Consider the following 14,707-nt stretch of genomic DNA (forward strand, 5'->3'; position numbering starts at 1 on the left):
CATGCCCGAATCAGCTTCCGCGTACCCCGGTGCGCTCGTCGACGACGGGGTGCGTATCGCGGCACTCCGGCCGGTGCTGCTCAGCGCGCCGTACGCCGATCCGGAGAATCTGGAGGTGCGCGTGGCGCTGCCCACGGGGTGGCGCACGACGGGGCTGGTCGAGGTGACCCTGGACGACGGGACGACCGGTCTCGGCGAGGGCTATCTCGCCGTCTTCGCCCCTCAGGTCTTCGTCTCCACGGTCGAGCTGCTCGCCCCCTACCTGGTCGGGCGTCCGGCCGGGGACCTGGCTGGGCGCTACCGGGACATGGTGGACATCACGGGGTACTGGAGCCTTCAGGGAGCGGCCCGCCATGTCGTCTCCGCCGTGGAGGCGGCCCTGGTCGACGCCCTCGGGAAACGGGCCGGTGTGCCGGCGTACGAGCTGCTGGGCGGCCGTCGTACGGACCGGATCCGGCTCTACGCCAGCGGGGGCGACTCGACCTCCCCGGCAGCGATGAGGGACGAGATCGCCGCTGTCGCCGCTCTCGGGATCGACACCTTCAAGATCAGGGCACGGGGCCACGAGGCGGACAAGGCGGTGTGGACGCTTGAGCACGCGGCCCCGCACGGAGTCGGGATCGCCGTCGACATGGCGCAGAACCTTCATGACCCCGGCCAGTCGGCGGCGGACGCGCTGGCGTTCCTCGACGCGGTGCGGGCCGGCACCCGGCGGCCCCTGCGTTTTCTGGAGGAGCCGCTGGGCCCCGCCCGTACACATGAGTACCCCGAGCTGCGGCGGGCGGCCGGTTGCCCGGTGGCGGGCGGGGAGACCGTCACCACCGCGCGAGAGCTGCTGGAACGCATGGCCGCCGGTTGCTACGACATGGTGCAGCCGGACGCCACGGTCGTCGGTGGGCCGGTGCAGACGCTGGCCGTCTTCGCGGGTGCCGCGGAACACGGCGTCGACCCGGTCGTGCACTGCTGGGGCAGTGCGGTGTGCCAGGCGGCCAACTACCACGCCGCGTTCGCCGGTGGCGGTCGGCTGGCCGAGTGGCCGATGCCCGCATACCCCCTGCGGTCCGAGCTCCTGGTCGAGCCCTTCCGCATCGAGGCGGGCCACCTGCTCGCTCCGCAGGCGCCCGGGCTCGGCGTCCGGCTCACCCCGCAGACCGAGCGGCGGTACGCCTTCCGCGGTGATGCCGTCTACCGCTGCCTGGCCGCACTGCCACCGGCCGCACCGGGCCGGTGGAGCGCCGGCTGACCGGGAGACCGGGGCGAGAGCGTCGGCGGCGGGGCCGGATCCTCTTGTTTACACAATGGGAAAACGCTTTCAGTGCGGCTATCGTAGTCCTATGCAGAGCCAGGTCAATCGACGTTCCGCCCGCCCCCGCCCGTCGTCCGCCGTGACGCTCCAGCAGGTCGCGCAGGACGCCGGGGTCTCTCTCGCCACGGCTTCGCGCGTCCTCAGCGACAGCGACCGCAACGTGACCCAGGAGCTCCAGGAGCGGGTCCTGGAGGCGGCCGCCCGGCTCCGCTACGTGTCCAACGCGCCCGCCCGCGCGCTGGTGCAGTCCACGACGTCCATCGTCGGCCTGGTCGTGCACGATGTGAACGACGCCTACTACTCCGCCATCGCGGCCGGCGTCATGGAGGTCGCCCGCGACCACAAGCTCCTGGTGATGCTGGCGGGCACCTTCCACGAGCCCGGACTCCAGGCGGAGTACGTGGCCCGGCTGCGGGCGCAGCGGGCCCGCGCCGTGGTCCTCGCCGGATCGGGTTTCACCGGTGCGAACCCCGCGCTCGCCCAGGAGCTGGAGGCCTTCGCGGCACAGGGCGGCCGGGTGACCGCGGTCGCGCACCAGGACCTTCCGGTGGACACGATCGTGCCGGGCAACCGCGAGGGCGGCCGGGCGGTCGCCGAGCACCTCGCCGCACTGGGGCACACCGAGATCGGCGTCATCTGCGGTCCGCTGGCACTGGTCTCCGTACAGGAACGGCTGCACGGCTTCCTGGAGCGGGCCGCCGAGCTCGGCGTCGTCGTGCAGGAACACCATCGCGTCGAGGCCGACTTCACCCGGGAGGGCGGCCGGGCCGCGGCGGTGCGGCTGTTCCGCAGATCGCCGGGGATCACCGCGCTGTTCGCGCTCAACGACGCCATGGCGCTGGGGGCGCTCGCCGCGCTCCGTGACGACCTCGGCAGGGGCGTTCCCTCCGATGTCTCCGTCGTCGGCTTCGACGACCTGCCCGTGGCCGGCGACGTCACGCCCGCGCTCACCACCGTGCGGCTGCCACTGGAGGAGATCGGCCGCCGGGCGCTGCTGCTGGCCCTCGGCGACGCGACGGCCTCGCCGCGCACGCTCGCCGTGCCTTCGCGCCTGGTGGTGCGGGCCAGTACGGCTCCGCCGCCCCGGGTGACCGCCTGATTTCCTGCCCGGCCACGGAGCTGCCGGGAGGAGCGAGTTGACGCATCAAAGAGGCGGACTCCCCGCTTGATGCACCAAGTTGCCGATCCTTTCCCTGCAACCCTCTTGAAATAATGCATTAACCCCCAGCACACTGAGGTCAACGCCGATTGACGCGTCAAATCCGAGAGGGTGGTGGCTGGATGGGTACGTCCGGGCCCAAGTACCAGCGCATCAAGGACGAGTTGCGGGCGGAGGTGGCTCGTGACGAGTACGAGACCGGTGCTCCGTTCATCACTCAGAACCAGCTGCGCGAGCGCTTCCAGGTCAGCTCCACCACCGCCGTCCGGGCCCTCAACGACCTTGTCGCCGAAGGGCTGTTGGTCCGGCGGCGCGGCCAGGGGACCTTTGTCGCCGACCCCGGTGACCGGGCGGCCCCGGAGCCCTCACCGGCACACCGGTCCGGGGTGATCGCCTGCGTCATCAGCGGCCAGGGGCCCTACCAGTCGGAGGTGCTGCGCGGGATCGAGTCCGGCTCCTCGGAGCGCGGGATGCGGCTGTTCTTCTCCGACTCCGCCGTCCACATGACCGAGACCGGGCACGCCGCGCACGACGCCTCGCTGGCCCGCCAGGACCAGGCGCTGCGCCAGGCCGTCGAGGACCGGGTCGACGGCATCATCCTCTATCCCGTCCAGGGCGCGCCCGATTCCGATGTCCTCGACGAGATCAGGCGCCTGCGCATCCCCATGGTGCTGGTCGACAGGTATTTCCCCGGCCGCGCCATCGACGCGGTCACCGCCGACAACTACGACGTCGGCTACCGGCTCACCGAACATCTGCTGGCCGACGGCCATGAGCGGATAGCGACGCTCTGGGGCGAGACGCAGTGCACCAGCGTCCACGACCGGATGACCGGGCACAAGCAGGCGCTGCGCGCCCATGACCAGCCGCTGCTCCCCCAGTTGACCGCGCTGCGCTCGTACACGGCGCTGTCCGAGGACGAGCGCAAGCAGTTGCTGACCGACCTGCTCGGCTCGCCCGAGCCGCCGACCGCCCTGCTGTGCGCCCACGGTTTCGCCGTCGCCACCGCCGCCGCCGATCTGGCCTCGCTCGGCATCGCCGTGCCCGACGAGATCGTGCTGGCCGGGATGGACGACGCCGGACCCTACGACCTGCTGCCGCTCACCAGCTTCGCCGCCCGGCTCCCCGCCAGGGAGATCGGCCTCCGGGCGGTCGAGCAACTGGTCACCCGGATCGCGGAGCGCACGACGGGCGAGGACCCGTACCGCAGCGCCGAGCAGATCGTGCTCCCCGTCCGGATCAGGACGCGCGAGTCCGTGCCGGTCCGGCTCCGTACCGTCGCCGCCCGCCGGCCCTGAGGGAGGAGACTCCTGTGTTCGCCGCCCCCACCCCCCGTACCCGCGAACTCGGGACCGATGTCCTGGTGGTCGGTGCCGGTCTCGGCGGTCTCGCCGCCGCGCTGACCGCCGCCCGGTTCGGACACCGCGTCGTGCTGACCGAGACGACCGACTGGCCCGGTGGCCTGTTCACCGCGCAGGCCGTGCCGCTCGCCGACGGCCACCGCATCGAACTGGACCCCGTCTCCCCGGGCTATCGCGATCTGCGCGAGCGGATACGCGACTTCTACCGGCGCAACTACCCGCTGTGCCCCGAGCCGTTCGCCGATCCACTGCTCGACCCCGGCCTCAGTACCACCGGCCATCTCAGCCACGAGCCGCGCGCCGCACTCGCGGTCGTCCAGGAGCTGCTCACCCCGCACCTCGCCTCCGGCAGGCTCACCCTGCTGCTCGGCCACCGCCCGGTCGCCGCGCAGGCGGACGGGGACCGGGTGACCTCGGTGACCCTGGCGGCGGCGGACGGCGAGCCGGTGACGGTCAGCGCCCCGTACGTCGTCGACGCCACGGACCTGGGTGAGCTGCTCGGCCTCGCGGGCGTCGAGCACGTCACCGGCGCCGAGTCCCGCGAGGAGACCGGCGAGCCGCACGCGCCCGCCGTCGCCGATCCGCTGGACCAGCAGCCGGTCTCCTGGGTCTTCGCCCTGGACCACCGCCCCGGCGAGGACCACACGGTGGACCGCCCGGCCGGCTACGACCGGTGGTCCGAGGCCTTCTCCTGGGACACCGCTGAGCCGGGCGGCGGACCGGCCCGCTCCGTTCCGCTGTTCCTGCACGAGCCGGACGACGTCCCGCCCTGGGCCGCGCCGCCCAACGACCGCTGGCACCAGCTGCGGGCGCTGGCCCGGAGCCGGTATCTGCCCGGCACGTTCGACAGCGACATCACCCTGGTCGACTGGGAGCAGACCGCCTACAGCCGGCTCCCGCTGACCGGTACCGACGACGCGGTACGGGTCCGGGCCGAGCAGGAGGCACGGGAGCAGGCCATGTCGTTCCTCCACTGGATGCAGACCCGCGCGCCCCGGCACGACGGCGGTCACGGCTACCCCGAGCTGCGGCTCAGGCCCGATGTCACGGGCACCGAGGACGGGTTCGCCAAGGCCGCGCACGTACGTGAATCCCGGCGCATCCGGGCCGAGTTCACCCTCCTTGAGCACCATCTGACAGCCGAGGCGCGGGCCGGGGCGCCGGGCGCCGAGACGTTCACGGACAGTGTGGGCACCCTGCGTTCCCGGATCACCCTGCACCCCAAGGCGGGTGGCGGCCCCGGGCTGGACCTGGAGTGCCTGCCGTTCCAGCTGCCGCTGGGTGCACTGCTGCCGGAACGGGTGGAGAATCTGCTCCCGGCCGGGCGGAACATCGGCGCCACCCATCTCAGCGCACCCGCGCTCGGCGGGCACGCGGGCCAGTGGAGCATCGGTGAGGCCGTCGGCGCACTGGTCTCCTACTGCCTGGAGCACCGGCTGCCGCCGCGTGCGGTCCGCGCGGGCGAGCATCGGCTCGCCTCCTTCCAGGACCGGCTGAGCGGTTCGCTCGGTCTCGCCCTCGACTGGCCGGACCGGCTCCGCACCGGACCCGTGACCAGTGCCGGGGCGCTCTACGCCACGCTCTGAACCCCACTGCCCTTCCCTCGGGAAGGGCACGTTCCCGACCTGCTGGAAAACGCTTACCAATCCCGGCGGCTCACGCCCTCAGCCTGGACGGCCCTCTGTGACTGTGACTCCTTACCGTGTACTGCTCGTCGGCGCGGGCAACATCGCCCGTGCCGTCCATATGCCGGCGTTCCTCGAACTTCCCTCGGACTTCGCGGTGGTGGGCGCCGTGGACGCCGATCCCGCGGCCGCCCGCTCCTTCGCCGCCGACTTCGCGCTCCCCCACCACTCCACCGATCTCGCCGCCTCGCTGAGCGAGGTCCGTCCCGATCTCGTCGTCATCGCCTCGCCGCCCGTCGCCCACCGGGAACAGGTCGTCGCCGCCCTCACCGCGGGAGCCTGGGTCTGGTGCGAGAAGCCGCCCGCACTGAGCCTGGCGGAGTACGACGCCATGACCGCCGCCGAGGGCGAGAAGGGACCGTACGCCCCGATCGTCTTCCAGCACCGGTTCGGCTCGGGCGCCGAGCACGCCAGGGCGCTCATCGCCTCCGGGGAGCTGGGGGCGCCGCTGGTCGCCCACTGCCAGACCACCTGGTACCGCGACGACGCCTACTACGCGGTCCCCTGGCGCGGGAAGTGGGCCACCGAGGGCGCGGGCCCCGCAATGGGGCTCGGCATCCACCAGATCGACCTGCTGCTCGAACTGCTGGGTGACTGGGCGGAGATCCGGGCCATGGCGGGGAGGCTGGCCCGTGACGTCGAGACCGACGACGTCACCACCGCCACCGTGCGCTTCGCCTCGGGCGCACTGGCCACCGTGGTCAACAGCGCGCTCTCGCCCCGCCAGCTGAGCCATCTGCGGATCGATCTGCGGGACGCCACCATCGAGCTGAACCATCTGTACGGGTACGGCAACGGCGACTGGACCTACACCCCGGCTCCGGGCGTCGAACCCGGCCGGGCGGCCGGCTGGGCCTCCCCCGCCGAGGACGTCCCCAGCTCGCACGGCGCCCAGCTCCGGTCGCTCCTGGCCGACATGCGGGCGGGAAGGCGGCCCCGGGCGAGCGCCGGGGACGGCCGCCGCTCCCTGGAGCTGATCACCTCGATGTACAAGGCCGCGCTCACCGGCCGCCCGGTCCTGGCCGGTGAGATCGGACCGGGCGACCCGTTCTACACGGCGCTGCACGGCTCCGTCCCCGGCTGGGCCCCGCAGGGGTCCGGGCGATGACCGACCGCCCGGAAAGCGGCGTGGACCGTGCCCTGCTGCTCACCTTCGACGACCGGCACGTGCACGAGTGGGCCGCGGCCGCGCCGCTCTTCACGTCGTACGGCGCACGGGTCACCTTCTTCATCTGCGAGCCCGACCGGCTGGACCGGGAGGAGGTGCGGCTGCTGCGCCGGCTCGCGGACGACGGCCACACCATCGGCTGCCACGGCCTGCGGCACGAGCGCGCCCCGGAGTTCGTCGCCGCGCACGGCGCGGGCGCCTATCTCGACCGGGAGGTGGTGCCCGCCCTCGACGCGCTGCGCCGCCTCGGCTTTCCGTCCCGCAGCTTCGCCTACCCGTGCAGTGCCCGCGACGAGGACACCGACCGGCTGCTGCTCACGCTCTTCGACCGGCTGCGCGGCGGGGTGCCGGCCGGCCGTCGCGCCGATCCCTGCCTCGCGGACGAACTCCACGTCCCGGCCGGTGATGTCCCCGCCCGGCGGGTCCTGCCGGGGTGCTCGGTGGACTCCGGGCGCGGGAGCGTCGCGTACGGGGACGATCTCGGCGGTGTCGAGGCGGCACTGCGCCGCAGCGCCGAGCACGGCGGCGTGACCACGCTCTACGCCCACTGCGTCGCCGACGCCCACGAGGCCAACCATGTGACCCCGGCCCGGCTGGAGAAGCTCCTGGCCACGGCCGACGGGATGGCACTGCCCTGCGTGGGCTTCGACGACCTCCCGTGAACCACTTCCGCGTCGCACACATTTCATCCAGAGGGGCCCTTCACTCATGCATGACGACCGCACACTGACCGAGGAACGGCTCGACCGCGCCCTGCGCGAGCGCATCCGCCCCGCCGTCCACCCCCGCACCACGCCCCTGGAGTTCGAGGTCTGGCACGCCCCCGGCGAACCGGTGCCGTTCATCGAGGCGGTGGCCGCCCCGTACAAGCCGGGCGCACTCGGCGACGACTGGGGGCCGGCCTGGGGCACCAGCTGGTTCCGGGTGACCGGCCGGGTTCCGCAGGGCTGGGCCGGTGAGACCGTCGAGGCGGTGATCGACCTCGGCTTCGCCAAGGACCGGCCCGGCTTCTCCGCGGAGGCGCTGGCCCACCGGCCGGACGGCGGCGTGGTCAAGGCGCTCAACCCGCGCAACACCTGGCTGCGGGTCGGTGAACCGGTCGCGGGCGGCGAGGAGTTCACGTACTACCTGGAGGCCGCCGCCAATCCGGAGATCCTGGACGGGGTCAGCCCGCTGGGCGACCGGAAGACCGCGGGCAGCGAGCCGCTGTACCGCGTCGAGCGGATGGATCTCGCGGTCTTCGACCGGCAGGTGTGGGAGCTGGTCCAGGACCTGGAGGTGCTCGACCAGCTGATGCGGCAGCTGCCGCTCGGCTCCGCGCGCCGCTGGGAGATCCTGCGCGCCGTGGAACGCTGCCTGGACGCCCTGGACCTGGACGCCGTGGGGGCGAGCGCGACCGCCGCCCGGGAGCGGCTGCGCGACGTGCTCGACTCGCCCGCGAACGCCTCCGCGCACCGGCTGTCCGCTGTGGGCCACGCGCACATCGACTCGGCCTGGCTGTGGCCGCTGCGCGAGACGGTGCGCAAGGTGGCCCGCACCACCTCCAACGTGGTGGCGCTGATGGACGACCGGCCGGAGTTCGTCTTCGCGATGTCGCAGGCCCAGCAGCTGGACTGGCTGCGGGAGCACCAGCCCGCGCTGTACGCCCGGGTGAAGGAGAAGGCCGCCGCCGGCCAGTTCGTGCCGGTGGGCGGGATGTGGGTGGAGTCGGACACCAACATGCCCGGGTCGGAGGCGCTGGCCCGGCAGTTCGTCTACGGCAAGCGGTTCTTCCTGGAGGAGTTCGGGGTCGAGACCGAGGAGGTGTGGCTGCCCGACTCGTTCGGCTACTCGGCGGCGCTGCCGCAGCTGGTGAAGCTCTCCGGCTCGCGCTGGTTCCTCACCCAGAAGATCTCCTGGAACACGACGAACCCGTTCCCGCACCACTCGTTCCTGTGGGAGGGGCTGGACGGCACCCGGGTGTTCACCCACTTCCCGCCGGTGGACACCTATGTGGCCGAGCTGTCCGGCGAGGAGCTCGCGCACGCCGAGGCGAACTTCCGGGACAAGGGCCACGCCACCCGTTCGCTGGTGCCGTTCGGCTGGGGCGACGGCGGTGGCGGCCCCACCCGCGAGATGCTGGCACGCGCCGAGCGGCTCGCGGACCTGGAGGGCTCCCCCCGGGTGACGATCGAGGCGCCCTCGGAATTCTTCGCGGCCGCCGAGGCGGAGTACGAGCGGCCGCCGGTGTGGCTGGGCGAGCTGTATCTGGAGCTGCACCGCGGTACGTACACCTCGCAGGCGCGGACCAAGCAGGGCAACCGGCGCAGCGAGCATCTGCTGCGGGAGGCCGAGCTGTGGGCGGCGACCGCCGCGGTGCGGGCCGGATTCCCGTATCCGCAGGAGGAGTTGGACCGGATCTGGAAGAGCGTGCTGCTGCACCAGTTCCACGACATCCTGCCGGGTTCGTCGATCGCCTGGGTGCACCGTGAGGCCGAGGCGACGTACGCCCGGATCGCCGAGGAGCTCGAAGCGGTGATCGGAGCGGCGCAGCGGGCGCTGGCCGGCGCCTCGGAGGGCGGCGGCACGGTGGTGTTCAACTCCGCTCCGCACGGCCGCGCGGGCGTGGTGGCGGGGGGCGCGGCGCTCGCGCCGCAGCAGCCGGAACAGCCGGTGGAGGTCGAGGAGTACGACGGCGGCTTCCGGCTGGACAACGGGGTCCTGCGGGTGACCGTGGACGCGCGGGGGCTGGTGGTCTCCGTCGTCGACCTGGTGGCCGGGCGCGAGACCGTCGCGCCGGGGGGCGCGGCGAATCTGCTCCAGGTCCACCCGGATCTGCCCAACCGCTGGGACGCGTGGGACGTCGATGCCTTCTACCGCAACACGGTGACCGATCTGACCGAGGCGGACGTGGTGCGCCGCAGCGGTGACGGCGTGGAGGTGGTGCGCAGCTTCGGTTCGTCCCGGGTCACCCAGTTGCTGACGCTGCGGCCCGGTGCCCGGCGCCTGGACGTCGACACCGAGGTCGACTGGCACGAGCAGGAGAAGTTCCTCAAGGCGGCGTTCCCGATCGATGTGCGCGCCGATCACTCCACCGCGGAGACCCAGTTCGGGCACGTGCAGCGGCCGACGCACACCAACACCAGCTGGGAGGCGGCCAAGTTCGAGATCTGCGCCCACCGTTTCCTGCACGTCGGCGAGCCGGGCTGGGGGGCGGCGCTGATCAACGACTCGACGTACGGGCACGATGTGACCCGTACGGTCCGCGAGGACGGTTCGACCACGACCACGGTGCGGCTCTCGCTGCTGCGGGCGCCCCGCTATCCCGACCCGGCGACCGATCAGGGGGTGCACCGGCTGCGGTACGCGCTGCTGCCGGGCGCGACGATCGGTGACGCGGTCCGTGAGGGCTGGTCCTTCAGCCTGCCCGAGCGCCGGGTACCGGGGAGCGCCGAGGTGGCCCCGCTGGTCTCGGTCGACGATGACGCGGTGGTCGTGACGGCGGTGAAGCTCGCCGACGACGGCAGTGGGGACGTGGTGGTCCGGCTGCACGAGGCGCACGGCGGGCGGGTGTCGGCGCGGCTGACGGCGGGCTTCGCGCTGGCCGGGGCGAGCGTGACGGACCTGCTGGAGCGTCCGCTCGCCGACGAGCGGGCCGAGGTGGACGGCGATGCGGTCCTGCTGGGGCTGCGGCCCTTCCAGATCGTGACGCTGAGGCTCACACCGAACGACTAGGGTCTTTCGTTTGGATCAGCCCGGCATGATCCGGACGAGAGGCCCCAGATGTGAGGCGTACGGGGTGGGTGCGCACCGCCGCGAACCCGCCCCGTACTCTTTTTCCATGAACGCTGGGGGGCCTGTGCGCCGTGTGATCGACGACCGTTTCGAGCTGGTGAACCGGCTCGGCAGTGGCGGGATGGGCATGGTGTGGCGGGCCCACGATTTGGCGCTGCACCGCGATGTGGCGCTCAAGGAGGTCCGGCCTCCGGACCCGGCGCTCAGCGAGAACGATCCGGAGTCGGCCAGGCTGCTGCGTGAGCGGGTGCTGCGCGAGGCCCGAGCGCTGGCCCGGCTCGACCACCCGGGCGTCGTCACGGTCCACCACATCGTGGACGGCGGTGACGGAACGTACCCGTGGATCGTGATGGAGCTGGTGCCCGGTGCCTCGCTCGCGGAGCGGCTGGCCGAGGGGACGCTCTCCCCGGTCGAGGCCGCGGAGCTGGGCCGGGGGGTGCTGTCCGCGCTGCGGGCCGCCCATGCCGCCGGAATCCTGCACCGCGACGTCAAGCCCGCCAATGTGCTGCTGCGGGCCGACGGGAGCCCGGTGCTCACCGACTTCGGCATCGCGGCGATCCGCGAGTCCACCAGTCTGACGGCGACCGGTTCCATCATCGGCTCCCCCGACTACATGGCCCCCGAGCGCATCCGCGGCGAGGAGGGCGATCCCTCGTCGGACCTGTGGTCGCTCGGCATGATGATGTACGTCGCCGTGGAGGGCCGGCATCCGCTGCGCAAGGCCACCACGCTGGCGACGCTGGCGGCCGTGCTGGACGAGGAGATCCCGCCGCCCCTGCAGGCCGGTCCGCTGACTCCGGTGCTGAACGCGCTGCTGACCCGGGACACGTCCGTCCGGCCCGGTACCGAGGAACTGGACCGGATGCTGGCGGCGGTCGTCGCGCCGGTGGGCGAGCCGGCCGGGGCCGCGCGGCCGCGCCCCGCGGCTCCGCAGGACGCCGTACCGCCCGGTCCGCAGGCGCCCACCCGGCAGGACGCGGTGCCGCCCGGCTTCGGTGGGCCCGGCCCGACCACGGTGCTGCCCACCGCCCCGGTCCGGCGACCGGCGCCCGCGGGCGGAACGGGCACCACTCCCCCGCGTCCGGCGCCCGCGACGCTGGGGAGCCAGGAGATCCGTCGCCGGCTCCGACGGGGCCGTGCCTTCACGGTCACCACCGCTCTCGTGGGGACCGCCCTGACCGGGGCGCTGGTGTGGTCGCTGCTGCCCGACGCGGACACGGAGGCTTCAGGCACGAAGCCTCCCGGCACCGTGTCGGGCACTCCCGACACCTCGTCGTCCACCTCGGGCCGGCCCTCCGGCGGCGCGTCGCCCGACGGGGCCGACCGGGCGCAGGGCTCGTCGCGGGTGGACCGGAAGAACCTGCTGACACCCGCCGGGGCACGGTCCGTCGTCGCGGCGCTCAAGCCGGTGATGGGCACCACCGAGGTCACGTCGTTCACACTGTTCGACGTACACGCGAGCATCGAGGCCCCGGTCGCCAAGAACAAGGCCCTGTACGACGTCTACACCTACCGGGACGGCAAGGCCGCCCGTGAACGCGCGGGCGGCACGCTCCCCTCGGACGCCAGGTCCGTGGACCTGGAGAAGGTCGACTGGGACGCCCTGCCGGGGCTGATACGCCGGGCGGACAAGGAGCTCGGTGTCTCCGAGCCCACCACCCACTACGTGGACATCGACCCGGCATCCCCGTTCGACGACTTCCGGCCGACCCTCAGCGTCTATGTCTCGGACGAGTACGGCGGCGCCTATCTGCGGGCCGACATCAACGGCAAGGTGCTCAAGAAGTATCCGCGCAACGGCTGAACGCGGCGCGGGTCAGCCGAGCACCCGGACCAGCACCAGCAGCACGGCCGCGAGGCCCACGCCCGTCAGCAGCGTCCAGAGACCGGTCGGGATCCCGCTGGACGGCTCCTTGACCACGGCCGGCGGGGCGGCGGCGTTCGCCCGGGCCACCCATTCGCGCGGCGGGTGGTCGGCGACGACGACCCGCCAGGGCTGCTCGGGGTCGTACTCGACGACGGCCCTGGACTTGCGCAGCAGCCCCTGGAGATCGAGGGGGTGGCAGACCCGCATCCGGTACGCGGGGAGCCCTTCGGGCATCACGGTCAGGTCGAAGGCGAACACGGAGTTCACCGACCGCCCGTCGCGGACCGGCCGGCCGGTCCTCTTGTCGACGGTCCTCACTCCGTTGACCACGGCGGGTGCGAAGGCACGCGGGCCGCCGGAGCGCGGCCGCATCGCCGAGCCCGTCCCCGTCGGATCGCCCATGTCGCCGAGGATCGTCAGGATCAGGGCCGTCACCGGGACGCCGGTCAGCAGCAGCCAGCGGGGGCCGTCCAGGGCACCGTGGACCAGTGCGGCGACGGAGAGTCCGATCAGGAGGACGGCCACCAGCCTGAGCGAGGAGAAGAGCATACGCAGGGACGACATGGATCGGTTCATGTGAGGCGCAGCAGCTTTCGGTGGGGAACCGCGACCCGGGTGAGAGCGGGGTCGCCGGGGCGGTCGGCGTCGTACACGGCGAGGACGTCGCGTCCGAGGGCTATGCGATCCACGACGGCCGGGACCTCGTGGCGCACCCCGTCCTCGTCGTCGAACACCACCGTGACCTCACCGGACTTGCGGCCCACCGACTGCCAGCCCTCCAGTACCGCGTCGGCCGTGCGGTAGCGGCGGGACAGCCTGCGCAGCCCCGCGGTGCGGCGCAGGCTCACCGCCGCGCCCCACCAGGCGGCGAGGCAGCCCACGCCCGCGACGGACCACAGGAAGGTGAGCCATTGGGAGACGGCGAAGTCGCCCAGCGGAACGAGGACGTGGAAGGTGGTGACGGTGGTCCGCTCGACCTGGCCCTCCGCCAGCGCGTCGTACCAGCCGGCCGCGGCCGCGACGGCGCAGAGTGTGATCATCGCGCCCGGTGCCGCCCGGTGCAGGTAGCGGGCGGAGAGCAGACCGAGGACGACGGCGAAGGCGATCCCGAGCATCGCGGACACGGACGCGAACTGGTCACTGGCGCAGCCCCCGGCCAGGTCGCAGGACCATTTCACGCCGATCGCCTCGTGGCTGGCGATGTGCCACATCGTCCAGACCTGCCATGCCATCAGCGCGCAGGCGATGACGCGCATCGCCTGCGCATAGGCTTTCTGCCGCACTGTTCGCCCTTGTCCTCGCCCGTCACGGGGCATTGACGTGCCCCGCTGGACGATATATGTGCTGTCCACACCTTGTCCGTGATCCACAACACGTCGGCTGCGGCGCGGCAGGGCTCAGACCGCGCCGGTCAGCGCCTTCGGCACCCAGCGGAGCTGGGCGGCCTCCTGGAACATGGCACCGCCCTCGTGGCCGTTGAAGGGGTAGACCTCGATCTCCTTCTCGCCGCCGTAGGCGTTGTGTGCGGCGAAGACCGTGGACGGCGGGCAGACCTGGTCCATCAGTGCGACGGAGAAGAGCGCGGGGGCGGTGCCCCGGGCGGCGAAGGACACACCGTCGAAGTACGACAGGGTGCGCAGGGCGGTCTCCTCCTTGCCCCGGTGCATCTTGAGGTAGCGGGCTATCTCCGCGTACGGGTTGGAGTCGGTGAGTGTGACGGCCCGCCCGAAGTGGCAGAGGAACGGGACGTCGACGGAGATGGCGGCCAGGTCGGGAACGAGCCCGCCGACCGCGAGGGTGATGCCGCCGCCCTGGCTGCCGCCGAGCGCGACGGTGCGGGCGGGGTCGGCGAGCGGGTGGGACCGGGCCGCCTCGACGGCGCGTACGGCGTCGGCGTAGACCCGGCGGTAGTAGTAGGTGTCCGGGTCCTCGATGCCGCGGGTCATGAAGCCGGCGAGGGAGGGGCCGGAGCCGACCGGGTCGGGGGTGTCGCCGACGTTGCCGCCGCTGCCCTGGCCGCGCACGTCCATGATGAAGTGGGCGAATCCGGCCGTCGGCCACAGGCCCCAGCAGTGCGGAAGGCTGCGTCCGCCGTTGTAGCCGTGGAACTGGACGATGAGCGGGAGCGGGCCCTCGGCGTTCGCGGGGGCGGTGAACCAGCCCTTGATCGGGTGGCCGCCGAAGCCGGCGAACGTGACGTCCCAGGTGCGGGTGCCGGTCAGTCCGGTCTCGACGGGTTCGAAGGAGACCGCTGGGTCGTGGGCGCGGGTCTCGGCGAGGGTCTTCGACCAGAAGGCGTCGAAGTCCTCCGGTTCGTCGATCTGCGGCCGGTAGGCGCGGAGTTCGGGCAGCGGCATGTCGAACAGGGCCATGGAGCGGGTCTCCTC

At 72.6% G+C, this 14,707-nt stretch carries 11 protein-coding genes; 8 read left to right on the top strand and 3 right to left on the bottom strand.

What is annotated here, in order from left to right:
* Position 1: 1 nt before the first annotated feature.
* The 8 genes from EES42_RS34450 to EES42_RS34485 all read left to right on the top strand — a co-directional run bounded on the left by EES42_RS34450 (position 2) and on the right by EES42_RS34485 (position 12,257).
* A complete protein-coding gene (locus tag EES42_RS34450; protein WP_124722118.1) occupies positions 2 to 1,243 on the top strand; it encodes a mandelate racemase/muconate lactonizing enzyme family protein in 1,242 nt (413 codons plus the stop codon).
* Between the two features lie 91 nt (positions 1,244 to 1,334).
* The gene (locus EES42_RS34455) at positions 1,335 to 2,405 is read left to right on the top strand and encodes a LacI family DNA-binding transcriptional regulator (RefSeq protein ID WP_124722119.1); all 1,071 of its coding nucleotides are present in this window, start codon (positions 1,335 to 1,337) and stop codon (positions 2,403 to 2,405) included.
* Between the two features lie 182 nt (positions 2,406 to 2,587).
* Complete coding sequence (locus EES42_RS34460) at positions 2,588 to 3,763, top strand: GntR family transcriptional regulator (protein WP_124722120.1); 1,176 nt, start codon at positions 2,588 to 2,590, stop codon at positions 3,761 to 3,763.
* Between the two features lie 14 nt (positions 3,764 to 3,777).
* Entirely contained in the window at positions 3,778 to 5,412 is a 1,635-nt protein-coding gene (locus EES42_RS34465; RefSeq protein ID WP_124722121.1) for an FAD-dependent oxidoreductase, read from the top strand.
* 103 nt (positions 5,413 to 5,515) lie between these two features.
* The gene (locus EES42_RS34470) at positions 5,516 to 6,619 is read left to right on the top strand and encodes a Gfo/Idh/MocA family protein (protein WP_266497169.1); all 1,104 of its coding nucleotides are present in this window, start codon (positions 5,516 to 5,518) and stop codon (positions 6,617 to 6,619) included.
* A complete protein-coding gene (locus tag EES42_RS34475) occupies positions 6,616 to 7,341 on the top strand; it encodes a polysaccharide deacetylase family protein (protein WP_124722122.1) in 726 nt (241 codons plus the stop codon). Before EES42_RS34470 ends, EES42_RS34475 begins: the two co-directional genes overlap by 4 nt.
* 46 nt (positions 7,342 to 7,387) lie before the next feature.
* A complete protein-coding gene (locus EES42_RS34480) occupies positions 7,388 to 10,393 on the top strand; it encodes an alpha-mannosidase (protein ID WP_124722123.1) in 3,006 nt (1,001 codons plus the stop codon).
* 106 nt (positions 10,394 to 10,499) lie between these two features.
* Positions 10,500 to 12,257: a serine/threonine-protein kinase gene (locus tag EES42_RS34485; protein ID WP_241196767.1), complete on the top strand. Its 1,758-nt coding sequence runs from the start codon at positions 10,500 to 10,502 to the stop codon at positions 12,255 to 12,257.
* 12 nt (positions 12,258 to 12,269) lie between these two features.
* Here the strand turns inward: EES42_RS34485 and EES42_RS34490 are convergent, their stop codons facing one another.
* The 3 genes from EES42_RS34490 to EES42_RS34500 all read right to left on the bottom strand — a co-directional run bounded on the left by EES42_RS34490 (position 12,270) and on the right by EES42_RS34500 (position 14,692).
* On the bottom strand, positions 12,270 to 12,884 hold the full coding sequence (locus EES42_RS34490; RefSeq protein ID WP_124722124.1) for a hypothetical protein: 615 nt from the start codon (positions 12,882 to 12,884) through the stop codon (positions 12,270 to 12,272).
* Positions 12,885 to 12,892: 8 nt separating this feature from the next.
* Positions 12,893 to 13,603, bottom strand: a complete 711-nt coding sequence (locus tag EES42_RS34495) for a hypothetical protein (protein WP_241196768.1) — start codon at positions 13,601 to 13,603, stop codon at positions 12,893 to 12,895.
* A 114-nt stretch (positions 13,604 to 13,717) separates the two neighbouring features.
* Positions 13,718 to 14,692 carry an acetylxylan esterase gene (locus EES42_RS34500; RefSeq protein WP_124722125.1) on the bottom strand — a complete coding sequence of 325 codons (975 nt, stop codon included), beginning with the start codon at positions 14,690 to 14,692 and terminating at the stop codon, positions 13,718 to 13,720.
* Between the last annotated feature and the right edge of the window lie 15 nt (positions 14,693 to 14,707).

Source organism: Streptomyces sp. ADI95-17, assembly GCF_003846175.1.
Taxonomy (GTDB): domain Bacteria; phylum Actinomycetota; class Actinomycetes; order Streptomycetales; family Streptomycetaceae; genus Streptomyces; species Streptomyces sanglieri.

Coding starts and splice junctions, on each gene's coding strand:
- EES42_RS34450 (WP_124722118.1), top strand. CDS start 2: ATGCCCGAATCAGCTTCCGCGTACCCCGGTGCGCTCGTCGACGACGGG.
- EES42_RS34455 (WP_124722119.1), top strand. CDS start 1,335: ATGCAGAGCCAGGTCAATCGACGTTCCGCCCGCCCCCGCCCGTCGTCC.
- EES42_RS34460 (WP_124722120.1), top strand. CDS start 2,588: ATGGGTACGTCCGGGCCCAAGTACCAGCGCATCAAGGACGAGTTGCGG.
- EES42_RS34475 (WP_124722122.1), top strand. CDS start 6,616: ATGACCGACCGCCCGGAAAGCGGCGTGGACCGTGCCCTGCTGCTCACC.
- EES42_RS34480 (WP_124722123.1), top strand. CDS start 7,388: ATGCATGACGACCGCACACTGACCGAGGAACGGCTCGACCGCGCCCTG.
- EES42_RS34485 (WP_241196767.1), top strand. CDS start 10,500: ATGAACGCTGGGGGGCCTGTGCGCCGTGTGATCGACGACCGTTTCGAG.
- EES42_RS34490 (WP_124722124.1), bottom strand. CDS start 12,884: ATGTCGTCCCTGCGTATGCTCTTCTCCTCGCTCAGGCTGGTGGCCGTC.
- EES42_RS34500 (WP_124722125.1), bottom strand. CDS start 14,692: ATGGCCCTGTTCGACATGCCGCTGCCCGAACTCCGCGCCTACCGGCCG.